Here is a 21929-nt window from a genome sequence, read left to right on the forward strand (position 1 = left end):
CTATGATGCGAAATGAGGACATACCTGTCATTCGCCGCATTCCAACAAACAGGGAAGACGTTTTCGCTTTTGCAATTGAAGGACATCTCGACGATGCCTCACTGGAGAATCTCTACGGGCTTCTCGACGCAGCTTACGAAACGCATGAAGAAATCGATCTACTGATCCGCCTAACCGGCTATGAAGGGGTCGATTGGACGGCTGCGTTCTCAGAAAGCATGCTCTCCATGCGTTCAAAGTCTCTCAAAAAGCTTCGTCACTATGCAATCGTTGGCGGCCCCTTGTGGATACAGGCCAGCATAACACTCATGCAGCCTTTTCTGTCCATAGAGCTTCGCGCTTTCGAAGCAGACGAAGAAAACGAAGCCTGGGAGTGGCTCAGCGCCCAACCAACAGACGAATAATTATTTTACAATGGTCAAACGTTCGGCTGCACGCGTGATCGCCGTGTAAAGCCACCGTTCACGTGTATCGCGAAACGCGAAACTTTCGTCAAAGAGCACGACTTCATCCCACTGGGAACCCTGCGCTTTGTGTACCGTCAAGGCATAACCATAATCAAAATCGTCGTAGCGCTTTTTAGTCTGCCAGGGAATTTCGCTGTCGGGATCTTCGAACTGTGCCTTGAGCAGCTTGATCTTCGCCACACCGCGATCATCGTCCTCAGGTGTAACCAGGAGATTAATGCCGGGCTTCACCGTTTCCTTGGATGATGTCATCACCTTCCAAAGTGAACCGTTGAGAAGTCCCTTGGCGGGATCGTTACGCAGGCAGACCAGCTTGTCGCCAGCCTGTGGGTAATCCGCAGTAAAGCCTTTTAGCTCCCGAAGGCGCTGATTATAGCGGCGGCGCGTTCGATTGGTGCCGACGAGCACCTGATCGGCAGACAGCACCATTTCCTGATTAACGTCGCCTTTTCCGATAACCCTTGCGGCGCCATGGTCACCATAGGGAAGCTCACGCCCTTCCCGCACATCGAGCGCCATACGGATGATTGGATTGTCCTGCGCCTGACGATGAATCTCGGTCAAGAGATAATCCGGGTCGTGTTCCGTGAAAAAGCCCCCTCCGGAAATAGGAGGCAACTGCCCGGGATCGCCGAGAACGAGGATCGGAGTGCCGAAACTCATCAGATCGCGTCCCAGCGCCTCATCGACCATGGAACATTCGTCGACGACGATCATCGCCGCTTTGGCGACAGGGCTTTGCCGGTTAAGCGAGAAAGTCGGCGCGATGGAAGTCTTGCCAGTCGTTTCGTCTTCAATCGCTTCTTCGCCACGTGGGCGGTAGATCAACGAATGGAGCGTGCGGGCATTGCTGGCGCCTTTCGAGCGCAGCACCTGCGCCGCCTTGCCGGTAAAGGCTGCAAACTGCACATCGCCATCCACATGCTCGGCGAAATAGCGGGCGAGCGTCGTCTTGCCCGTACCCGCATAGCCGAACAATCTGAAAATGGGACTGCGGCCGTCTTTAAGCCATTGCCCGACGGCCTTCAGCGCCTGATCCTGTTCCGGTGAAAACTGCATGATCCTTTCAGACAGGATTCGCCGCCTGAAAACAAGATCAAACCGTGATCAAACGTTTTTGCTCACCAGCGCCGCAAATCTGTCGAGATCGACATTGCCGCCGCTGACGATCACGCCCACACGCTTGCCTTGCAGCTTCGATGCTATCTGTCGTGCGCCAGCAAAAGCGAGACACCCTGTAGGCTCGACCACCATTTTCATCCGACTGGCGAAGAATTTCATACCTTCAACCAGTTCATTGTCGCTGACGGCCAGAATATCGCGAACAGTTTCGCGGATAATGGCAAAGGTCATGTCGCCGAGAGCTTGCGTCTGGGCGCCGTCCGCCAGAGTCTTCGGCACATCGATGTGAACTATCTTGCCAGAGCGGAAGGATTGCTGACCGTCGTTCCCCGCCTCCGGCTCCACGCCGTAGACGTCACAGCCCGGCGATAAGGCTTTCGCGGCGAGCGCCGAACCTGCAAGCAGGCCACCACCGCCGAGACAAACGAACAGAGCGTCAAGCGGACCCGTTTCCTCGATCAACTCCTTGGCCGCAGTTCCCTGCCCGGCGATAATATCGGGATGATTGAACGGCGGAATGAGGGTCAGCCCACCCTCTTCGGCCAGGCGCTTCGAGAGCTCATCGCGATCTTCTTCATAGCGGTTATAGGTAACAACCTTCGCGCCATAGCCCCGCGTTGCGTCAAGCTTCGCGCGCGGCGCATCCTCAGGCATGATGATGGTCGCGCCAATGCCGAGCAATTTTGCTGCGAGCGCAATTGCCTGCGCGTGATTGCCGGACGAAAAAGCCAGCACACCTCGCGCCTTTTGCTCATCTGTAAACCGCGACAGAGCATTGAAGGCACCACGAAACTTGAACGCACCGATGCGCTGGAAATTCTCGCATTTGAAAAAGAACTGCGCGCCGGTTTCGCGGTCGATAGTTGATGATGTGAACACCGGAGTATGGTGCGCGTAACCTTCGATCTGCTTTGCGGCCGAGATCACATCTTCATAAGTTGGAATCTGCTTCATCATTCGCCTCTTCATTCTCTATTTCAGCATCGGCCACAGGCTCAGAACGAGCAGCAAGGCCATGATAAGATTGAACCATTTCAATCGAACAGGATCGGAAAGCCAGTTGCGCAGCAATGTGCCAAATCCTGCCCAGACCGAAACGCTCGGCAAATTCACAATCGCGAATGCAGCGCTGACCAGAAGCACGGCGACATAATAGTTGTCGTGATTGGCATAGGTGGCAATTCCCGTGATCGCCATTACCCAAGCTTTCGGGTTGACCCACTGGAACGCCGCTGCCTGCAAAAAAGTCATAGGCTCGGCTTTATCGCGATGTTTTGCCTCTCCGATGGAACGCGACATGGCAATTTTCCAGGCGAGATAGAGCATATAAGCACCGCCCGCGAACTTCAGCGCGGCGTAGAATGACGGAACCGTCTCAATCAAAGCGCCGAGACCGAAACCAACCGCCAGCAGCAATATGAAAAACCCGACACCGATACCAAGCATATGCGGGATCGTACGGCGGAAACCGAAATTTACGCCGGATGCCAGAAGCATCAGATTGTTTGGTCCCGGCGTAACGGATGACACGAAGGCGAAGACGAGAAGCGCCAGAAAAATTTCAACAGACATAGGACGGCCCCAATTTACGGGGACAAATTAGCTCAATAAAAAACCGGCACAATCGAAACATTGTGCCGGTTTTCAAACATATTGTATCGATTTTGTCGGAAGCTTTTACATGCCTTCTGGACCGCGGTTCATGGCTGCGACACCGGTACGGCAGGTCTCAACCAGCCCGAGCGGTTTCATGATCGAGATAAACTGATCGATCTTGGCGGTCTTTCCGGTAATCTCCAGAATGAAGTGATCAGTCGTCGCATCAACCACCTTGGCCTTGAAAGCGTCGGCAAGGCGAAGCGTTTCGGCCCTTGCCTCACCTTTGCCAGCGACCTTCACCAGCGCCAGCTCACGCTCGACAGGACGATCGTGGCCGAGTTCAAAGGCGCGGTGGCTGAGATCGACAACGCGGTGAACCGGAACAATACGAGCCAGCTGGTGGCGGATCTGGTCGAGCACGTGCGGCGTGCCGCGCGTCACGATTGTAATGCGCGACAGGTGCTTTTCATGCTCGGTTTCCGAAACCGTCAGGCTTTCAATATTGTAGCCACGACCAGAGAAAAGGCCGATCACGCGGGCAAGGACGCCCGGTTCGTTGTCAACGAGTACGGCAAGCGTATGCGTTTCCGGCGTTTGGGTTTCGGCTGCAATGAAATAGGCCGATCCGGAAGCTAGGTTCTGTGCATTCATGATTTCTTTCCTCCGGATCAGACGAGCGCGCGGCCCTTGGCATCAATGGCGTTGGCAACTGCCTCATCTGTTGCTTCATCAGGCAACAGCATTTCGTTATGTGCCTTGCCCGACGGGATCATTGGGAAGCAGTTGGCGAGATTTGCCACGCGGCAGTCGAAGATAACCGGCTTGTCGATGTCGATCATTTCCTGAATGGCGGCATCGAGATTACCTGGCTTGTCACAGCGGATACCATGCGCGCCGTAGGCTTCGGCCAGCTTGACGAAATCCGGCATTGCCTCGGTATAGGAGTGCGACAAGCGGTTGCCATGCAGGAGCTGCTGCCATTGGCGCACCATGCCCATATACTGGTTGTTCAGGATGAAGATCTTGATCGGCGCATTATGCTGGATGGCAGCCGACATTTCCTGAATGCACATCTGGATCGAGGCATCGCCTGCAATGTCGATAACCAGCGCATCAGGGTGCGCGATCTGTACCCCGAGAGCCGCCGGCAGGCCGTAACCCATGGTGCCGAGACCGCCAGAGGTCAACCAGCGGTTCGGTTCCTCAAAACCATAGAACTGCGCAGCCCACATCTGGTGCTGGCCAACTTCCGTGGTGATGTAGGTCTTCCGATCCTTGGTCAGTTCATAAAGCCGCTCAATTGCATATTGCGGCATGATGACGTCCTTGTTCGGCGCATAGGCGAGCGAATTGCGGGCACGCCAGCGATCGATCTGCTCCCACCATGCACCGATTGCCTGCTTTTCCGGCTTCTTTTCAGAGGCACGGAACTGCCGAACGATATCTTCCAGAACATGCGCGACATCACCAATGATCGGCACGTCGACACGCACGCTCTTGTTAATCGACGACGGGTCGATATCGATATGGATTTTCTTCGAGTTCGGAGAAAATGCGTTCAGACGTCCGGTGATGCGGTCATCGAAACGGGCACCGACGCACAGCATCACATCGCAATCATGCATGGTCATGTTGGCTTCGTAAGTGCCATGCATACCGAGCATGCCGAGCCAGTTCTTGCCGGAGGCTGGATAAGCGCCGAGACCCATCAGCGTGGATGTGATCGGGAAATTGCTGATCTCGACCAGCTCGCGCAGCAGACGGGAAGCTGCCGGGCCGGAATTGATCACGCCGCCGCCCGAATAGATGACGGGCTTCTTTGCATTAAGGAGCAGACGAACGGCATCCGAAATTGCCTGAGCATTGCCGTCGAGAACCGGACGGTAGCTGGTGCGCGGCGCGGTTTCCGGCGGCGTATAAATGCCCTTGGCGAACTGGATATCCTTCGGAATGTCAACCACAACGGGACCGGGACGACCGGTGGAAGCGACATGAAAGGCTTCGTGCAGGATGCGCGCCAGATCGTTGACGTCCTTCACCAGCCAGTTGTGCTTGGTGCAGGGGCGCGTGATACCGATCGTGTCGCATTCCTGAAACGCATCGGAGCCAATCAGCGTTGTCGGAACCTGACCGGAGATGCAAACCAGCGGAATGGAGTCCATCAGGGCATCCTGCAGCGGCGTAACTGCATTGGTCGCACCTGGACCGGACGTAACAAGCATCACACCGACTTTGCCGGTCGAACGTGCATAGCCTTCCGCAGCGTGTCCTGCGCCCTGCTCATGCCGGACCAGAACGTGCTGAACCTTGTCCTGCTGGAACAACTCGTCATAGATCGGAAGCACGGCGCCGCCGGGATAACCGAAGATACTCTCCACACCCTGATCGATCAAAGCCTGAATGACCATTTCAGCGCCGGTCATTTCGCGTGGATTGCTCGCTTCTTGCGTTTCTGCGGCGTTTGCGTCCGCCTCACGTTTACCTGCAGTCATTGTTCTCTTCCCGTCGTCTGCATTTTATTTCTGATTTGGATAATAAAAAAGGCCCCCGAGGGAGCCTGTCTTTCGCGCATGGGAGCTTTCGCCGGATGGTTACACCATCCTGCCCATGCGCGCCCGTACCACAAGAATAATAATCGTGTTCATGGTGGCGGACACTAATAGCCGGATTTGGCGTCGTCAACGCATAAATACATCGCCTGCGATATTTTCTTAGGCTCACCTGCCCCAAACGATAACTTTATTTCAACGGAAGATTCTTATCCTGACGCGAAACCTCCTGTTGAGGACTGGGGCGGAGTGGGCAGCATGAGCGAAATCGGGGACAGTTCCAACGCGCGAGAACAGGGCGAATATGTGCAGCGCAATCGTACGGAAGGCCACGTCATCCAATGCGACGGCGAGAGCGCAATCGTCTCGGCATTGTCAGGTCCCTCTTCGGCAGCATCTGACGATTATTGGGCCGTAGGCCAGCTTATATCCATTCAGACCGGCAATAATCGCGTTGTAGGTCTCATCCGCAACGTGCTCGTTCCCGGAGATGTCTGGATACGCGGCGGTGACAACACGCTCCATATTCATGTCGAGTTTCTGGGCGAAGTTCGCATGCAACCGACCGGACAAACCACTTTCAACGGCGGCATTTCGCAATTTCCCCACCCTGGCGCTATTGCACATCGCATCCGTGCCACCGATCTTGCTGCCATTTATGCACAAACCGCTCACAGCAGCGTTTCAATCGGTGCGCTCACACAAGATGCAACCGTTCCCGCCTACATATCAGTCGATGATCTTATCTCCCGGCATTTTGCTATCGTCGGAACAACGGGCGTCGGCAAATCGAGCGCAGTCATGCTGCTGCTACGCCGGATCGTCGCCGAAAAGCCCAATCTGCGCGTACTCATCCTCGATCCACACAATGAGTTCGCGAGCGCATTTCCCGATCTGGCCGTGGCGGTCGATCAGACGAATATCGAATTGCCATTCTGGATGCTACGGCTGGATGAATTTGCAGATGTGATCTTTCGCGGACGCGCGCCGAACCCTATGGAACTCGATATATTGCGTGATCTGGTCCAGCTTGCCCGTGAAAAAACGCAGGGCGCTGAACTGTCAGCCACGAAAACATTGCGACGACAGCTTGCCGACCGCCAGAGCGTCAGCGCCGACACGCCCATCGCCTATCGTTTGCTTGACCTGATATCCCTCATCGATGAGCGGATGGGACTTCTCGACAGCAAGGCGGAACGTCCCTATCTGCGCAGCCTCAAGGTTCGGCTGGAATCGATCTCTGCCGATCCCCGCTTCCGTTTCATGTTCGCCGTAACTGGTGGCCCGGAAACAATGCGGCAGGCCATTGGCCGGATTTTCCGCATACCGCAAAACGAAAAGCCCATCTGCACATTCCAGCTTGCAGGATTGCCGTCTGAAGTCGTCAATGCCGTTGCTTCCGTCTTGTGCCGTCTGGCATTCGATATCGCTCTTTCAAGCGAGGGCAGCCTGCAGACGCTCGTGATCTGTGAAGAAGCCCACCGTTATATTCCCGCCGACCGTGACGCCGGGTTCTGGCCGACAAGACAAGCCATAGCGCGAATTGCCAAAGAAGGTCGGAAATACGGTTCCTATCTCGGAGTGATAAGCCAGCGCCCCGGTGAGCTTGATCCAACGATCCTGTCACAGTGCAATTCGATTTTTGCGATGCGGCTGGGTAATGAGCGCGATCAGGAAATCATCAGGGGGGCTATTCGTGGCGGTGCGCAAAGCATGGCTGGCTTTCTGTCATCAATCGCCAACCGCGAAGCGATAGCCTTTGGCGAAGCATTCTCGACACCGATGCGTCTGACATTCGAAACCATCCCGCCGCATCAGCTTCCCGGACGCAGCAAGAGCGAAAGTGCTCTTTCAAGCTGGCGCAGTGATGGCAAAATATCGCTCGACCGTATCGTTGAAAAGTTGCGAGCTTTTGAGAACAGTTCGCAGGCTGAACCAGTGGACCAGATCGGAGACGAGGATAATCTGTGGGGCAGCCCGGTCTCCACCAGTCGCCGGGACCAAATGCCCGCGGACGAAGCTTACCATCGCTCTTCATCGTTGAAGCCGCAAACATCCCTCAGCCTCGACACAAAACAGAGCATTGAGAAGATGGGCGAACTGGTGCGCAGCTTTCGCAAGGACCACGAGCGTTAAAGCATGTCTCCCAAAAATGGGAACCGGTTTTGGGATAAAGACATGTACGAAAACAAAAACTGAAAGCGCTCTATCTGAATATAATAAAATCCGACACGCTTTAGACGCAGACGCGGTTACGGCCCATGTTCTTTGCGGCATAGAGCATCTTGTCGGCGCGACGATAGAGGTCCTTCGAGTTCTCGCGCCGGTCCCATATGGCAAGGCCAATACTGACGGTGACGCCAAGCTTCTCATCGCCCAGATCGATTTCAAGCGTCGATATGGCCTTGCGGATACGATTGGCAAGCTTGATCATCAATTCCGCGTCCATATTCGGCGCAAGAACTGCAAACTCCTCGCCGCCAAGCCGGGCAACGACATCATGATACCGCGTATAGTCCTTCAGACACCGCGCCACTTCTTGCAGCACGATATCGCCAATGTCATGCCCATATGTATCGTTCACTGTCTTGAAATGATCGAGATCGATAATCATCAACCCCACAGGGCGCTGAATTCGGTCGAACTGGACCAGATATTCCTTCAGCGCCTCATCGAAATACCGCCTGTTCTGCATGCCGGTCAGGCTATCCGTCAGCGCGGCATGTTCGAGGGTCTGCGACCGTTCGGAGAGATCCTGCGTGATGACCTGCAGCTTGCCGCGGTCCTGCGCATCGGTACGGATTTGCGGATAGATCAGGAATAGCCCGCAAGCGATAGTCGCAATCAGCACCCAGATTGTGACGTAACTCAACTGATCGAGCCTCGAAACCAGTTCCGATGCACTCACGTCAAGTGGCAATGTCTGCAATTGTCCAATGTCGACACGGGCTTGATATAGCAACAGCCCGATACCGAACATCAAAACAATCAGAATAAAAAATGCCCGCTCCGATTTATGAAATCGCATAGTCCGCGCCCGCCTCTCCTGTTTCAGAGAGTGCCAGCGAGTTATTTCGTTGTCGTTAATCGAGCGAAGGCATCATCAGAATTTGCATTCACACACCAGCGATCATCGAGCTGATTTCGAAACCAGGTCGACTGACGCTTTGCATATTGCCGGGTGGCGATAACCGAACGTTCAATTGCTTCTTCCCGCGACATCGAGCCTTGCAGAAATGCCGTGATCTCACGCACACCGATGGCCTTCATTGAGGGCAATGCCGGGTCGAGATCAAGCGTCAGCAACGCTTTGACTTCGTCAATCGCGCCATTGTCCCACATCAGGGCAAAACGCCGGGCAATACGCTCTGAAAGCCATGCCCGGTCCGGCAGCAATACGATCTTGCGCGCGCTATCATCGTCTATCAGTGCCTGCCCTTTCGTCTGCTGCCAAGCAAGAAGCGACTTTCCGGTGCCTTCAAAAACTTCCAGCGCCCGAACGATGCGCTGGCTGTCGAAGGGTTGAAGGGTCGCGGCCATATCCGGGTCACGTTCGCTGAGAAGCCGGTGAAGAAGTTCCGGACCGTCCGTCTCCATACGTCCTCGCCAGTAGGCGCGAACATCACCCGGTATCTCTGGCATCTGCGACAGTCCACCGAGCAGCGCTCTGAAATAAAGCCCCGTCCCCCCAACAAAGATTGGGGTCCTGTGCTTCATGGCAGGTTGAGATAGCAGGTCAGCCACATCATCCAGCCATCGTCCGGTCGAATAGGATATCGATGGGGCGACATGTCCATAGAGATGATGTTCGGCCGCAGCGAGATCCGCTTTGTTCGGTCGTGCCGTCAGGAGATCAAGAACATCGTAAACCTGCATGGAATCGGTGTTCACGATGAAACCGCCAGTCTCACGCGCCATGCGAATGGCAAGTGCCGACTTGCCGCTGGCCGTCGGGCCAGCTATCAGGATTGCATTCGTGACCGCACCCTCATTCATCGCCGGAATTGTTCTCCATGTCCCAACAGGTTTCTCTCGTCGCCACTTTGATTGCCAATCCGGCCAAAGCATCGCTTGCATCAGCGCTTGGGATTAAAGCCTCAGCAGCGGTGAATGCAACCGGACTCTATTGGCTGGCCGACAACATTGCCTGCGACATTGCACTTCCATCGGGGATCAGCAGTGAAGAAGCCGAAACTCTGCTGCGCCATTCGCTTGATGGCGCGCCGGTCGATGTGGTGGTGCAGGAACAGGAGCTCCGGCGCAAGAAAATTCTGATTGCCGACATGGATTCCACGATGATCCAGCAAGAGTGCATCGACGAACTGGCAGAGGAAGCCGGACTGCGCGAGCATGTTGCGGCAATCACCGCACGCGCCATGAATGGTGAAATCGCTTTCGAACCGGCCTTGCGCGAGCGGGTGGCCTTGTTGAAAGGCCTGCCGCTCAATGTCATCGACAAGGTCATTTCAACCCGTATCACACTGATGCCCGGCGGGCCGGAACTCGTGCGCACTATGAGGAAGCATGGCGCTTACACAGCGCTTGTGTCCGGCGGTTTTACCTCATTTACCCAGCGTATCGCCGAAATGATCGGCTTCAACGAAGACCGAGCAAACAGGCTGATCGACGATGGAAAGCATCTGACCGGCCTTGTCACAGAGCCAATTCTCGGTCGTGAAGCCAAGGTCGAGAAACTCGTGGAAATCGCCGAACGCCTCGGCCTTACACCGGACGATGCAATTGCGGTGGGCGATGGAGCGAACGATCTCGGCATGATCCAGCTTGCAGGCACTGGCGTCGCACTTCACGCGAAGCCGACCGTGGCAGCGCAGGCCAGAATGCGGGTTGACCATGGCGACCTGACCGCCCTCCTCTATATTCAGGGCTTTAGAAAGACGGATTTCGTTCAATGATCATTCTGGAAACGCCGCGCCTCATCATCCGGAACTGGGAGGATCGCGACCGCGACCTGTTCCATGTCATCAATTCCGATGAAGAGGTAATGCGTTTCTTTCCCTTTCGCAGGGACCGCTCGCAATCGGATGAACTGTTCAATCATCTCCAGAAGATGATTTCTGAAACAGGTCTCGGATTCTATGCGCTGGAGGAAAAAGAAGGGGGACAGTGTATCGGCTTCGCCGGTCTCGCCCGCACCAGCCTCGAACCTTATCTTCAGGACGGTACTGTTGAAATCGGCTGGCGGTTGGCCACTCCCTTTTGGGGCAAGGGCTATGTAACCGAAGCGGGCAAAGCGCTGATCGAATATGCTTTCGGCACCCTTGGCCTCTCAGAAGTCGTTTCCTTCGCCGTTCATAACAACGAGCGGTCCACAGCCGTGATGCAGCGCATCGGCATGACCCGTGATCCCTCGAGCGATTTCGACCATCCCCGTGTGCCGGATGAAACTCCACATTTGAAGCTTCATTCCGTCTATCGCATTCAGGCAGACTGACCAGCCACCCAGCCGGAAGACCATGCCCACTGGAAATTATAGCCGCCGAGCCACCCGGTAACATCGACCACCTCGCCGATGAAAAACAGGCCGGGAACGGATTTGGCTTCCATGGTCTTGGAGTCGAGATCGCGCGTATCGACCCCTCCAAGCGTGACCTCCGCTGTACGGTAGCCTTCCGAACCGGCAGGTTTGATGTACCAGTCGTTTATCGCCGCCTCGACACGGCGGAACGTCTTGTCGGACATATCCGCCAGATGGCCGGTCGCACCGATATCTTCGGCTATGGTCTGTGCAAGCTTTCTCGGAAGATAAAGCGCCAGTGCCGTTTGCAATGCCTGCTTGCCGTTCTGTTTGCGTTGCTCGCGCAGTGCTTCGAAAATGTCCGTTTCCGGCAGCATCGCAATGCGGATTTCATCGCCTTCCCGCCAGTAGGAAGAAATCTGCAAGATCGAAGGGCCGCTAATACCACGATGCGTAAAAAGCATTGCCTCGGCAAATTTGGTTTTGCCACAGGAGACAACGGCATCGACGGCAATGCCGGCCAGCGGCTTCAGCCGTTCCAGTGTGTTGGGTTCAAATGTCAGCGGCACCAGCGCCGGTCGTGTTTCGACAATCCGCAATCCAAATTGTGTCGCGATATCGTAGCCGAAGCCTGTAGCTCCCATCTTCGGAATCGATTTCCCACCACAGGCCACGACCAGTGATCGACAGCGAACAGGTCCGTCCGACAGTTGAAGAGAAAAGCCTTCTGCGGATTTTTCGACCGCACTCACACTACAGCCAAGCTTCAATCGCGCGCCATGGCGCTTCATTTCCCCCAGCAACGCTTCGATTATCTGCAACGCCGAACCGTCACAGAAGAGTTGGCCAAGCGTCTTCTCGTGATAAGCGATGCGGTGACGCTCCACGAGCGCGATGAAGTCGCGCTGCGTGTAGCGACTCATAGCCGAGATACAGAAATGCGGGTTCTGCGAGAGATAGTTCTTCGGGCTTGCATGAAGATTGGTGAAATTGCAGCGACCACCGCCCGATATGCGGATTTTCTCACCGGCTGCCTTGGCGTGATCCACGACCAGTACGGAACGCCCGCGTTTGGCCGCCTCGATGGCACACATCATGCCTGCCGCGCCAGCGCCTATGACCACAATATCGACTGTTTCCAACTCACCCTACTCCGAATGGCGCCGGTCCATAGCACACCGGAAGCGAATGAAACAGAAGGCTCTGCAATTTCGAACGACGAATGAGGAGCACTCGAATCTCTTTGTGCGGTTCCGACGCCAAGTGATTCAAACCGCAAAACAAAACGGCATTGCAGATTTCCCCGCAATGCCGTTTCAGCAGTACACTCAATTGAAGATCAGTTGATCCGGACAGTCACGAAACGCAGTTCTCCCGAACGCGAGGCCAGCATCATAAGCGCGTTCTTGCGTCCTTCGCGGCGCAGCGCATCAATACGCTTTTTCACGTCCTCGGGGGTCTTCACATTCACCTGTCCGATATCGACGATAACATCGCCGGTTTCGATACGTTTCTCACCTGCGGCTGAGCCAGGGGAAACGTACAGGACCGCAACACCTTCCACATCTTCCGCAATGCCAAATTCCCCGCGAACATCGTCATTCAGTTCGCTGAGCTTCATTCCAAGCACGCTCGGGGCAGCATCGCTTTTCTGCTCCTTTTTCGGCGTATCCGGTGTTACCGAGCCTTCATCACCGCCCTCGCCTTCCGGCAGGGGAGCCTGATCTTCCGTCGCAGCTTCGGTGCTCTTGTCGTCCTCGACCAGACGCCCGAGCTTGACCTTCACGGTCTTTTCCTCGCCTTGGCGAACCACAACGATCTCGACTTCCTTGCCGACCGGGGTTTCAGCAACCAGTCGCGGCAGATCGCGGGCAGTATCGACCGGCTTGCCTTCATAGCGGATCACGACATCACCAGCCTCGATCGCCTTGTTGTCGACGCCGGAATTTTCGATCAGCCCGGCAATCAGTGCACCCTTGGTTTCCTTCAGCCCCAAGCTCTGAGCGATATCTTCAGTTACAGGCTGGATACGTACGCCAAGCCAGCCGCGACGAACTTCGCCAAATTCCTTGAGCTGATCGATAACACCCACAGCCATCTCGGCAGGGATGGCGAATCCGATACCGATGGAACCGCCGGAGGGTGAGATGATCGCCGTGTTGATGCCGATCACCTTGCCGTCCATGTCAAACAGCGGGCCACCCGAATTGCCTCGGTTGATGGCCGCATCGGTCTGGATGAAGTCATCATAGGGACCGGAATTGATGTCGCGCTTGCGGGCCGAGATAATGCCAGCCGTTACCGTACCGCCGAGACCGAACGGGTTGCCAATCGCAAGGACCCAATCGCCGATGCGTGCCTTTTCTGAATTACCGAACTCCACGGCCTTCAGCTTGTGCTTGGATGGGTCAACTTTGAGAATTGCCAGATCGGTCTTGATGTCTTTTCCGACCAGTTCCGCTTTCAGCTTGGAACCATCGTTGAAATTGACTTCAATCTCATCTGCATCGGCAATGACGTGATTATTCGTGACGATGAAGCCCTTTTCGGCGTCGATGACGAAGCCGGAACCAAGCGACTGGACCTTGCGCGATTCGTCGCCCTGCGCACCGCCCTTGTCGCCGAAGAAATCCTTGAAGTATTCCTGGAATGGAGAGCCTTCCGGCACCTGCGGCATTGGAACCGCACCGTCACTTTCGCCATCTTCTTTGACGGTCTGCGAGGTCGAGATATTCACGACCGCATCCAGCAGCCCTTCGGCCAGATCGGCGACGGAAGCCGGCCCCTGAGCCGCGATTGCCGGAGGCGTTCCTATCGAAAGAGTGCCAGCGACGGTCATCGCCCCCAATGCCACGGTTGCGAAAAGGGTGCGAGCAAATCCCGCCTTTGGTGCAATTGCCATGAAGCCCTGCTCCGTTCCTGTCTGCATGCAGTCGTTTGATTAGCGATAGATGTACTAAGGCTTGATCGCTGCAAAATACGGCCTGTTTACGGCCCCGCATAGACTACAGACGATAAATAACGGAAGGAAAGCGGCTTATCCCCTGACAAGCCAGACAATGCCGACGCCGATTGCAAGGGCTGCAATCCCGGCAATGCGCAACATATTCTCCGGCGTCTCACTCGCTTCACGAGCGAGCTTCTTCGCCAAAGAAGGAAAGCCGCCGTAGAGCAGCCCTTCGAGAACGAAGAGAAGACCTACGGCGGCTAGAAAATCGCTCATGAGCGTTTGACCCGGTTGTTACTGGGCAGGCGTTGCCAGCTTGCCGCCAGCATCACGGAAGAACTTGAAGAACTCCGAATCCGGCGAGAGAACCAGCGTTGTATCCGGTGTCTCAAGCGCTTCACGATAAGCGGACATCGACCGGTAGAAGGCGAAGAAGCCTGGATCCTTGCCTGCGGAGCCTGCGAATATCTCACTGCGCTGCGCATCGCCTTCACCGCGAAGGATTTCCGATTCCTTGCGTGCTTCCGCGATCGTTTCGACGACCTGACGATCGGCAACAGCGCGGATACGCTGAGCAGCTTCACGGCCACGGGCCCGCAGGCGCTCCGCTTCGGCAAGACGCTCCGCCTTCATGCGGTCATAGGTCTGCTGAGAAACTTCAGCCGTCAGATCGGTACGACGGATGCGCACATCAGCGATGGTCAAGCCAAGCGACGTCGCATCGGGACGAAGCTGGTCGCGCACTTCGCGCATCATGTCGCCACGCTCTTCCGAAAGTGCCGCTTCGAAACCGCGCTGGCCGTAAACACTACGCAATGCAGCATCGAGACGGGTACGAAGACGCTGCTCGGCAAGCAGCGTGCTGCCCGAAACGGTTTCACGGAACTTGCGCGCATCGGTGATGCGATAGACGAGGAACGCATCGACGTCATAGAACTTGCCGCCCGAAACCTGAACGCGGATATCGTCCAGATCGAAGCGCAGCAGACGGTCATCGATCAGCTGCACCGTGTCTGCGTCGAGGAAACCAAAAGGCAGTTTGAAATAGATGCCCGGTTCCGTCTTCACATCAACGATCTGACCGAAACGAAGCACGATGGCCTGCTGACGCTCAGATACGATGAAAGTAGCGGAGTAGATCAGGAAAGCGATGACGGCGATAATACCGCCAATGATTGGGAGCCTGTTCTGGGCCATTACTGGTTACCTCCGCTCGGGGTCGTCGTGGTCGCATTCACGCCAGACCGTGCATCTGGGCGTGGCTGCTGGCGCATGAGTTCGTTCAGCGGCAGATAAGGCACGACATCCTTTCCAGGTTCGACGATAACTTTCTTGGTGCTCTTCAGCACCTGTTCCATGGTTTCGAGGAACAAACGGTTGCGCGTCACTTCCGGCGCCTTCTGGTATTCACCCAGAACGGAGCTGAAACGCTGAGCCTCACCTTCCGCGTCCTGAACGACACGGTTTTTGTAGGCGGCGGCCTCTTCGCGAAGCTGTGCTGCTTCACCGCGAGCCTGACCGAGCTTCTGGTTCGAATACTGGTTCGATTCTTCTACGAAACGGTCTTCATCCTGTTCAGCACGCTGCACTTCATCAAAGGCATCAGCCACTTCACGCGGTGGCGCTGCATCTTCGATGGAAACGGCATTGATCTGGATACCGGCCTTGTAAGTATCGAGCGTCTGCTGAACGATGTCGCGAACGCTGGATGCGATTGCAGAACGGTTGTCACGGAAAACGTCCTGAGCCGGACGGCGACCGACGATCTCACGGATTGCGCTTTCAGAAACCTGCTGCACCATTGCATCCGGATTATCGACGTTAAACAGATACGCCTGCGGATCGGAAACGCGATAGAGAACCGAGAACTGAACGTTGACGATGTTCTGGTCGCCCGTCAGCATCAAGCCCTGCGTGGCACTCCGGTTGCCCTGACCACCGATATTAATCTGCTTTTCGACGATCTGTGCCTTTTCATAGGTTTCGATTGGCCACCAATGGAAATGCAGGCCCGGCTCGGACACTTCTTCCTTCGGCTTGCCAAAGCGCAGTTCGACGGCGAGTTCGTCCGGCTGCACGGTATAGATCGACTGGAAGAGCCAGAAGCCGACGACTGCCGCGCCAATAAGGAAAAGAACGCCGCGATTGCTGCCGCCCTTGCCACCACCACCGGGGAAGACCTGCTTCAGACGATCTTGTCCTTTACGCAGAATATCTTCGAGATCAGGTGGTGTGTTCGGGCCGCCGCCGCGTGGGCCCTTCGGTCCTTGTCCCCAGGGGCCGCCATTATTGTTGTTATTGTTATTATCGCCGCCGCCGCCCCATGGGCCGCCGCCACCATTCTGATTACTCCAGGGCATCCTCACCTCTCGTCCAGGCGACGGGAAAGCGAGCTGCCCACTCCCGTCATCAACTAATGTTTCCGTTTTATAGGCATCGGGAGGTCCGCTTTCAACGCGAAGACGACAAAATTCGTGAACTATGCTTTACACAGCACGTTTTTCGTACACGAAATAGCGCGTTGGGTGACTATCCTTGTCACCGGCGGGCACATCCTCCTGCGAAATGACGCGCCAGATTTGCGGATCGATTTCCGGAAAATGTGTATCTCCGTCGATCTCAGCCAGAACGCGAGTCAGATGAATGCGGCCCGCAAGAGGCAAGGCCTGCGCATAGATCTTTCCGCCGCCAATAACGCAAACCTCTCCGACACCCAAGTCAAAAGCCAGCTTCTGTCCGAGTGCAATTGCCTCTTCGAGAGAACCGACAATGCTCGCGCCTTCAGCTTGAAATCCCTTATCCCTCGTCACCACAATATTGGGTCGTCCCGGCAAGGGACGTCCGATGGATTCCCAAGTCCGTCGCCCCATGATAACCGGCTTGCCGAGTGTCAGGGCCTTGAAACGCTTGAGATCAGTCGAGAGACGCCATGGCATATCGTTGTCACGCCCGATGACACCGTTTTCGGCGGCAGCAACAATGATCGAAACTATCGGCCGACTAGAGGACATAGTGCACCTCAGACCGCAATCGGGGCTTTGATCGTCGGGTCAGCTTCGTAACCTTCAAGCTGGAAATCCTCGAAACGGAAGGCAAATAGATCCTTCACTTCTGGATTGATCCACATGGTCGGCAATTTCTTTGGCGTCCGGCTAAGCTGCAAATGCGCCTGCTCGAAATGATTGGCGTAAATATGCGCATCACCCAGCGTATGAATAAATTCTCCCGGCTTCAGCCCGGCGACCTGCGCGATCATCATCGTCAACAACGCATAGGAAGCGATATTGAACGGCACGCCCAGAAAAATATCCGCCGAACGCTGATAAAGCTGGCAGGAGAGCTTTCCGTCCGCGACATAAAACTGGAAAAGACAGTGACATGGCGGCAGGGCCATTTCATCGACCAGCGCGGGGTTCCACGCCGATACGATCAAGCGCCGCGAATTGGGATTTCCATGCAGCATCTTCAGGAGATTCGCGATCTGATCGATGTGCCGGCCATCTGGCGCTGGCCAAGAGCGCCACTGATAACCATAAACTGGCCCGAGGTCGCCATTCTCGTCTGCCCATTCATCCCAGATCGATACGCCATTTTCTTTCAGATAGGCGATATTCGTATCGCCTTTCAGAAACCAGAGCAGCTCATGGATGATCGAGCGGAGATGCAGCTTCTTGGTCGTCAGAACCGGGAAGCCTTCTTCAAGATTGAAGCGCATCTGATAGCCGAAAACCGACCGCGTGCCAGTGCCTGTACGGTCGCCACGGTCCACGCCGTTATCCAGCACATGTTGAAGAAGATCGAGATAGGTGCGCATGGGGATTATCCGGAACCGATTCGTTTTGAAACCACTATAAAGAAAAAACCCCGGTGTGAGACACCGGGGCTTCGGATTCACGAGATCGCTGTGGATCAAAGGTCGCCGAGTTTTCCGAGCTGCTTTGCAACCAGATAATAGAAGGTGACGCGATTTTTGTTGCGGTCGCCCTTCATGACTTCTGCAACATGCGCAACCACCTCATCGCCCTTGGCTTCGTCATTGAGGCCAAGTTTCTTGGCAACCCAATTGGTGCGGACACGCTTCATTTCTTCCGGGTCCGTTGCCGAAACGAGCGAGGAGTCGCGATTGCGCAACGCAATACCCAGATGCTTGACGATCTTGTCGACTACAGCTTCATCGGCACCGGCATCGTAGCGACGGACATCCGCGAGATATTCACTCATATATCCACTCTCCTTCGAATGGGGTACATCACCCCGTTTCAGCCACGGAATCCGGCTATATAAGAATTTACTTGCCGACCCCGATATGTTGCGAGGATTGACCAGCAAATGCAGGCTGTCAATGAAAAATGAACGCAAGGTCAGGTTGTCGAGGTCTTCAGGCAAAACCCGTTAAAAACTGCGCACCCTCTTCCAATCCCGATCAACCGCGCCTATATACGGCGTGTCGGCGCAAGCCGACTATGGTGATAAACGGACGGTGTAATAAACCCATTGGACCCGGGGGCGGTACCCGGCGCCTCCACCAGAATACAGATCAGCCTATCGGTTTGTATTGTGGCGGGGGCGAAACAGGATCGACAAGGGTGTAAAGATCGCTCTTTTACTCGGCATGATACCACCGTTATCGGGTCAATTGAGTAGTTGCAAATGACAACAAAGCTCAGGGTTATGCTCTCGCTGCCTAATGGCGGTGCGGGAAACCCACTCTAAAGTCCTTAGGGTTAGCCCCTTAAGGCGGGGTTCGGAGGCACCTGGCAACAGAAGCCTCCACTTTCCCTTTTCCAAAACCTATGCAGCCGCAGCTTCCGTATCCAGTTCGCTCGCCTTGCGCGAAAGAACGATCTGCGTAAGCACGAAGGCCGTCAGCGCACAACCGGCGATCCCGCCCACCATCGGCAGAGCCGTTCCATCAAAGAACGAGCCGGTTACACCAATCGCCACGCCGCCAATCACGAAATGCAGCGTCCCCATCAGCGCGGAAGCTGTTCCAGCAATTTCGCCGTAATCCTCAAGAGCCAGTACCGCCGTTGTCGGGATGACGAGGCCAAGGAAGCCATATCCCACGAACAGGAAGCCTGCGATCAGCCAGAGCGACTGGTGCCCCATGAGCGCGGCAGCAAACATGGCAAGCATTGCCGCTGCAAATCCGGAGACCGCGAATCGCATGACGCGGCGAAGTCCGAAGCGCGATCCCAACCAACCGTTCAACTGCGACACGCCGAAGAACGATACCGCATTGGCCGAGAACGCAATGGCATATTGCGTCGGCGTCAGGCCGTAATGGTCGATAAGCACGAAGGACGAATTGGCGAGATAGACGAAGAAGGACGCGATGCCAAAGCCACCGACAAAAACCAGCCCAAGGAAATAACGGTCCTTGAGCAGACGACCGTAGCCACGCAAGGCGCTGCCCAGATTGCTTTCAAGTCGTGCCTCTGCCGTCCGCGTCTCTTTCTGTGCAGTTGCCACCAGAATGATACCGATGCCGGCAGCGACCAGAACCGCCCAGAAAACACCACGCCAGCCAAAGAAGCTGATGATGACCGAGCCGGTCAGCGGTGCCAGAATCGGCGAAATGGAGAAAACCAGCATCAGAAGCGACATCAGGCGTGCTGCCTCAATGCCTGTATGAAGGTCGCGCACGACAGCGCGTGGTATGACCATGCCTGCTGCTGCTCCCAGCCCCTGAACGAAGCGGAAAAGCACCAGCACATCTATATCGGTCGCCATAGCAGAACCGATACTGCCGATACCGAACAGCACCAGCCCGCCATAGAGCGGAAGTTTACGTCCGACCATGTCGGACAGCGGCCCGCAGAAAAGCTGCGCAACCGCGAGAGCAATGAAAAAGGCCAGAAGGCTCATCTGCACAGCCCCCGTTTCCGCATGCAAATCAGCGGCAATGGTGGGCAAAGCTGGCAGATACATATCAATCGCAAATGGGCCAATGGCAGAGAGAAGGCCAAGAACAATGGCATTGCGCACAAGACTGGAAGCCATGGGGGGACGCGCTTTCATCAATGTTTCGTGAGATTCCCGCACCGATTTCGGATCTCCGGTTTTGCTTGGGAGGATGGCGCCATCGGGCTCGCAAAACCGGCACAGGACAGATAAATGTTTGTATTCGCTACCGGTTTTCGTTCCGTCTTGATAATCTCGACCTGTTTTCGATTACGGTCGACACTTGAAAACTCTGCAGCGAAAGGCATTCTATACGTATGGTCAAAACAGATTTGACACTGATGTAAAATTAGACACCATTGTCCAAAACGTCAAGCTATCTTATGTTGGAGTTATGAAGCCTACTGACATAATCGACATAACCGCCCTGCCCGAGAAACGCGCTGTATCCGAAAAGGGCCTGAATTCCGCGGCGATAAAGCCCGGACAGTGCATGAAGCGCGACTTCATTTTGTGCTCTGCGGCACGCGTTTTCAATCGCGATGGGTTTCAGGGCGCGAGCATAGACCTCATTGCCAACGAAGCGGGCGTGTCGCGTCAGACCATCTATAATCACTATCGCGACAAGGAAGCCTTGCTTGCCGCCGTCGTTGAGGATGCGCTTGCGCGCATGAATGCGAGCCTGTTCGCAGTTCTGGCTACCTTCCCCCAGACTGGTGAAAATCTGGAGCACGATCTGGTGGCTTTCTCGATCCGCATGAGCCGGAATTGCATTTACGATTCGTCCGGTGCGTTTCTGCGCAAGGTCATGCAGGCCAACGAGACCAATCTACCGCTCGCAGCCAATATTTGCAGTACCAAAGGTCCGGCACAGGCCATTCCGGCCATAGCGGCACGTCTGGCACGCCTTGCCATGGATGGACATCTGCGCGTTGACGATCCAGATCTTGCTGCACGCCATTTCATGGCGCTCATCAATGCCGATACGCACTATCATATGCTGACGGGCCAAGGCGTTGATGATGCAATCATCGAGAAGAGCGCCGTCAACGGAGTGCGCACCTTCCTAATGGCCTTCGGAAGACGATAGGACAGGCGCCCCTGCTGCGTTCAAAAATTGCACATCTTTCCGCCACAGGCATCGCCCTGTCGCTTTTTCAGGTCATATATCATCGGTTCCTGCGAGAACGAACTTGACATCGACCTCCGAATCCGTGGGATAAGCAAACCATGGTACAGGACCTAATCCGTTACGATATTCTCGCTCAGGAAGCCCTACGCGGCGTCATTCGCAAGGTTCTTGCGGAAGTGGCCAAGGCTGGCTTGCCAGGTAACCATCATTTCTTCATCACGTTCCTAACTGGAGCGCCCGGTGTGCGAATTTCCTCGCGCCTGAAGGAGAAATATCCCGAGCAGATGACAATCGTTTTGCAGCATCAGTTCTGGGACATGCTGGTTACAGATCAACTGTTCGAAGTTGGCCTGTCATTCGGTGATATTCCTGAAAAGCTTACAGTGCCTTTTTCTGCCGTCCGCGGCTTCTACGACCCTTCGGTCAATTTCGAACTCGAGTTCGATGTCGCGGTCGCACAGCCTGAAAGCGACAATGACGAAGGCGGCAATGTAGCCCCTATCGAAATCCTCCCGACGGAAGTACCGGTCGAGAAGGCAGAAAAGCCCAAATCGAAGTCGCGCAAGACTGCAGCCGAAAAAGAAGCCGCCGCGGCCAAAGACAGCAATGCAGATGATGGCGCCGACAAGGAAGCCAAACCTTCTGCCGATGTTGTTTCTCTGGATGCTTTTCGGAAGAAGTAATTCCGCGCGCTCCATCCTCATGTGAAGAATGTGCCAGAGCTCCTGCTGGT

Annotated in this window: 22 protein-coding genes and 1 other RNA gene; 7 read left to right on the forward strand and 16 right to left on the reverse strand. The window is 55.4% G+C overall.

Annotated elements, in window-relative coordinates; all coding sequences use genetic code 11:
- Positions 1–5 precede the first annotated feature (5 nt).
- Complete coding sequence (locus tag F9K91_RS11890; protein WP_192799237.1) at positions 6–404, forward strand: SpoIIAA family protein; 399 nt, start codon at positions 6–8, stop codon at positions 402–404.
- Here the strand turns inward: F9K91_RS11890 and F9K91_RS11895 are convergent, their stop codons facing one another.
- The 5 genes from F9K91_RS11895 to F9K91_RS11915 form a co-directional block, all read right to left on the reverse strand.
- Positions 405–1526, reverse strand: coding sequence for an ATP-dependent DNA helicase (locus tag F9K91_RS11895; RefSeq protein ID WP_109989079.1), 1122 nt, complete (start codon positions 1524–1526; stop codon positions 405–407).
- Between the two features lie 48 nt (positions 1527–1574).
- Positions 1575–2543, reverse strand: a complete 969-nt coding sequence (locus tag F9K91_RS11900) for a threo-3-hydroxy-L-aspartate ammonia-lyase (RefSeq protein ID WP_151651799.1) — start codon at positions 2541–2543, stop codon at positions 1575–1577.
- A gap of 18 nt (positions 2544–2561) precedes the next feature.
- Positions 2562–3161 (reverse strand): LysE family translocator, encoded by a 600-nt coding sequence (locus F9K91_RS11905; RefSeq protein ID WP_151555662.1) that lies wholly within the window; start codon positions 3159–3161, stop codon positions 2562–2564.
- A 105-nt stretch (positions 3162–3266) separates the two neighbouring features.
- Positions 3267–3839: an acetolactate synthase small subunit gene (gene ilvN / locus F9K91_RS11910; protein ID WP_061346045.1), complete on the reverse strand. Its 573-nt coding sequence runs from the start codon at positions 3837–3839 to the stop codon at positions 3267–3269.
- A 17-nt stretch (positions 3840–3856) separates the two neighbouring features.
- Positions 3857–5680 (reverse strand): acetolactate synthase 3 large subunit, encoded by a 1824-nt coding sequence (locus tag F9K91_RS11915; protein WP_081104459.1) that lies wholly within the window; start codon positions 5678–5680, stop codon positions 3857–3859.
- Positions 5681–5995: 315 nt separating this feature from the next.
- Here F9K91_RS11915 and F9K91_RS11925 point away from each other — a divergent pair, with 315 nt between their 5' ends.
- Entirely contained in the window at positions 5996–7873 is a 1878-nt protein-coding gene (locus tag F9K91_RS11925) for an ATP-binding protein (RefSeq protein ID WP_151555661.1), read from the forward strand.
- A gap of 100 nt (positions 7874–7973) precedes the next feature.
- On the opposite strand, the gene F9K91_RS11935 is transcribed toward F9K91_RS11925, so the two are convergent.
- Both F9K91_RS11935 and miaA read right to left on the reverse strand, forming a co-directional pair.
- Positions 7974–8765, reverse strand: coding sequence for a GGDEF domain-containing protein (locus F9K91_RS11935; protein ID WP_151677864.1), 792 nt, complete (start codon positions 8763–8765; stop codon positions 7974–7976).
- Between the two features lie 41 nt (positions 8766–8806).
- The gene (gene miaA, locus F9K91_RS11940) at positions 8807–9733 is read right to left on the reverse strand and encodes a tRNA (adenosine(37)-N6)-dimethylallyltransferase MiaA (RefSeq protein WP_151677865.1); all 927 of its coding nucleotides are present in this window, start codon (positions 9731–9733) and stop codon (positions 8807–8809) included.
- 17 nt (positions 9734–9750) lie between these two features.
- On the opposite strand from miaA, the gene serB reads away from it, so the two are divergent.
- Both serB and F9K91_RS11950 read left to right on the forward strand, forming a co-directional pair.
- Positions 9751–10650, forward strand: a complete 900-nt coding sequence (gene serB / locus F9K91_RS11945) for a phosphoserine phosphatase SerB (protein ID WP_151557331.1) — start codon at positions 9751–9753, stop codon at positions 10648–10650.
- Entirely contained in the window at positions 10647–11189 is a 543-nt protein-coding gene (locus F9K91_RS11950) for a GNAT family N-acetyltransferase (RefSeq protein ID WP_151557329.1), read from the forward strand. The genes serB and F9K91_RS11950 overlap by 4 nt, the downstream gene beginning before the upstream one ends.
- Here the strand turns inward: F9K91_RS11950 and F9K91_RS11955 are convergent.
- The 8 genes from F9K91_RS11955 to F9K91_RS11990 form a co-directional block, all read right to left on the reverse strand.
- Entirely contained in the window at positions 11177–12355 is a 1179-nt protein-coding gene (locus F9K91_RS11955) for a BaiN/RdsA family NAD(P)/FAD-dependent oxidoreductase (protein ID WP_151677866.1), read from the reverse strand. The genes F9K91_RS11950 and F9K91_RS11955 overlap by 13 nt on opposite strands.
- 197 nt (positions 12356–12552) lie before the next feature.
- Positions 12553–14115, reverse strand: a complete 1563-nt coding sequence (locus F9K91_RS11960; RefSeq protein ID WP_151677867.1) for a Do family serine endopeptidase — start codon at positions 14113–14115, stop codon at positions 12553–12555.
- Positions 14116–14250: 135 nt separating this feature from the next.
- Positions 14251–14436, reverse strand: coding sequence for a DUF2065 domain-containing protein (locus tag F9K91_RS11965; protein ID WP_006467185.1), 186 nt, complete (start codon positions 14434–14436; stop codon positions 14251–14253).
- Between the two features lie 18 nt (positions 14437–14454).
- Complete coding sequence (gene hflC / locus F9K91_RS11970) at positions 14455–15357, reverse strand: protease modulator HflC (RefSeq protein WP_010659764.1); 903 nt, start codon at positions 15355–15357, stop codon at positions 14455–14457.
- Positions 15357–16520, reverse strand: a complete 1164-nt coding sequence (gene hflK / locus F9K91_RS11975) for an FtsH protease activity modulator HflK (protein ID WP_151643837.1) — start codon at positions 16518–16520, stop codon at positions 15357–15359. The genes hflC and hflK overlap by 1 nt, the downstream gene beginning before the upstream one ends.
- A 126-nt stretch (positions 16521–16646) precedes the next feature.
- Positions 16647–17171 carry a dihydrofolate reductase gene (locus F9K91_RS11980; RefSeq protein WP_151651774.1) on the reverse strand — a complete coding sequence of 175 codons (525 nt, stop codon included), beginning with the start codon at positions 17169–17171 and terminating at the stop codon, positions 16647–16649.
- Between the two features lie 8 nt (positions 17172–17179).
- Complete coding sequence (locus tag F9K91_RS11985; RefSeq protein WP_151651775.1) at positions 17180–17974, reverse strand: thymidylate synthase; 795 nt, start codon at positions 17972–17974, stop codon at positions 17180–17182.
- 95 nt (positions 17975–18069) lie between these two features.
- Positions 18070–18381 carry a DUF2853 family protein gene (locus F9K91_RS11990; RefSeq protein WP_061346034.1) on the reverse strand — a complete coding sequence of 104 codons (312 nt, stop codon included), beginning with the start codon at positions 18379–18381 and terminating at the stop codon, positions 18070–18072.
- A gap of 186 nt (positions 18382–18567) precedes the next feature.
- Between F9K91_RS11990 and ssrA the strand changes: the two genes are divergently transcribed.
- Positions 18568–18935, forward strand: a transfer-messenger RNA (tmRNA) gene (gene ssrA, locus F9K91_RS26170).
- A 16-nt stretch (positions 18936–18951) separates the two neighbouring features.
- Here the strand turns inward: ssrA and F9K91_RS11995 are convergent.
- Positions 18952–20163, reverse strand: coding sequence for a multidrug effflux MFS transporter (locus F9K91_RS11995; RefSeq protein WP_192799434.1), 1212 nt, complete (start codon positions 20161–20163; stop codon positions 18952–18954).
- Positions 20164–20458: 295 nt separating this feature from the next.
- Between F9K91_RS11995 and F9K91_RS12000 the strand changes: the two genes are divergently transcribed.
- Both F9K91_RS12000 and F9K91_RS12005 read left to right on the forward strand, forming a co-directional pair.
- Entirely contained in the window at positions 20459–21154 is a 696-nt protein-coding gene (locus F9K91_RS12000) for a TetR/AcrR family transcriptional regulator (protein ID WP_151557317.1), read from the forward strand.
- A gap of 140 nt (positions 21155–21294) precedes the next feature.
- The gene (locus F9K91_RS12005) at positions 21295–21879 is read left to right on the forward strand and encodes an SspB family protein (RefSeq protein ID WP_151677868.1); all 585 of its coding nucleotides are present in this window, start codon (positions 21295–21297) and stop codon (positions 21877–21879) included.
- Positions 21880–21929 lie beyond the last annotated feature (50 nt).

Source organism: Brucella tritici, assembly GCF_008932295.1.
Classification (GTDB): domain Bacteria; phylum Pseudomonadota; class Alphaproteobacteria; order Rhizobiales; family Rhizobiaceae; genus Brucella; species Brucella tritici.

Bases quoted from the DNA above. Each gene is read 5' to 3' on its own strand.
- ilvN (WP_061346045.1), bottom strand. From the start codon at position 3,839: ATGAATGCACAGAACCTAGCTTCCGGATCGGCCTATTTCATTGCAGCC.
- F9K91_RS11900 (WP_151651799.1), bottom strand. From the start codon at position 2,543: ATGAAGCAGATTCCAACTTATGAAGATGTGATCTCGGCCGCAAAGCAG.
- miaA (WP_151677865.1), bottom strand. From the start codon at position 9,733: ATGAATGAGGGTGCGGTCACGAATGCAATCCTGATAGCTGGCCCGACG.
- F9K91_RS12000 (WP_151557317.1), top strand. From the start codon at position 20,459: ATGAAGCCTACTGACATAATCGACATAACCGCCCTGCCCGAGAAACGC.
- F9K91_RS11935 (WP_151677864.1), bottom strand. From the start codon at position 8,765: ATGCGATTTCATAAATCGGAGCGGGCATTTTTTATTCTGATTGTTTTG.
- F9K91_RS11965 (WP_006467185.1), bottom strand. From the start codon at position 14,436: ATGAGCGATTTTCTAGCCGCCGTAGGTCTTCTCTTCGTTCTCGAAGGG.
- F9K91_RS11915 (WP_081104459.1), bottom strand. From the start codon at position 5,680: ATGACTGCAGGTAAACGTGAGGCGGACGCAAACGCCGCAGAAACGCAA.
- F9K91_RS11990 (WP_061346034.1), bottom strand. From the start codon at position 18,381: ATGAGTGAATATCTCGCGGATGTCCGTCGCTACGATGCCGGTGCCGAT.
- F9K91_RS11995 (WP_192799434.1), bottom strand. From the start codon at position 20,163: ATGGCTTCCAGTCTTGTGCGCAATGCCATTGTTCTTGGCCTTCTCTCT.
- F9K91_RS11950 (WP_151557329.1), top strand. From the start codon at position 10,647: ATGATCATTCTGGAAACGCCGCGCCTCATCATCCGGAACTGGGAGGAT.
- F9K91_RS11985 (WP_151651775.1), bottom strand. From the start codon at position 17,974: ATGCGCACCTATCTCGATCTTCTTCAACATGTGCTGGATAACGGCGTG.
- F9K91_RS11980 (WP_151651774.1), bottom strand. From the start codon at position 17,171: ATGTCCTCTAGTCGGCCGATAGTTTCGATCATTGTTGCTGCCGCCGAA.
- F9K91_RS11905 (WP_151555662.1), bottom strand. From the start codon at position 3,161: ATGTCTGTTGAAATTTTTCTGGCGCTTCTCGTCTTCGCCTTCGTGTCA.
- F9K91_RS11890 (WP_192799237.1), top strand. From the start codon at position 6: ATGCGAAATGAGGACATACCTGTCATTCGCCGCATTCCAACAAACAGG.
- F9K91_RS11960 (WP_151677867.1), bottom strand. From the start codon at position 14,115: ATGGCAATTGCACCAAAGGCGGGATTTGCTCGCACCCTTTTCGCAACC.
- F9K91_RS12005 (WP_151677868.1), top strand. From the start codon at position 21,295: ATGGTACAGGACCTAATCCGTTACGATATTCTCGCTCAGGAAGCCCTA.
- hflK (WP_151643837.1), bottom strand. From the start codon at position 16,520: ATGCCCTGGAGTAATCAGAATGGTGGCGGCGGCCCATGGGGCGGCGGC.
- hflC (WP_010659764.1), bottom strand. From the start codon at position 15,357: ATGGCCCAGAACAGGCTCCCAATCATTGGCGGTATTATCGCCGTCATC.
- F9K91_RS11925 (WP_151555661.1), top strand. From the start codon at position 5,996: ATGAGCGAAATCGGGGACAGTTCCAACGCGCGAGAACAGGGCGAATAT.
- serB (WP_151557331.1), top strand. From the start codon at position 9,751: ATGTCCCAACAGGTTTCTCTCGTCGCCACTTTGATTGCCAATCCGGCC.
- F9K91_RS11895 (WP_109989079.1), bottom strand. From the start codon at position 1,526: ATGCAGTTTTCACCGGAACAGGATCAGGCGCTGAAGGCCGTCGGGCAA.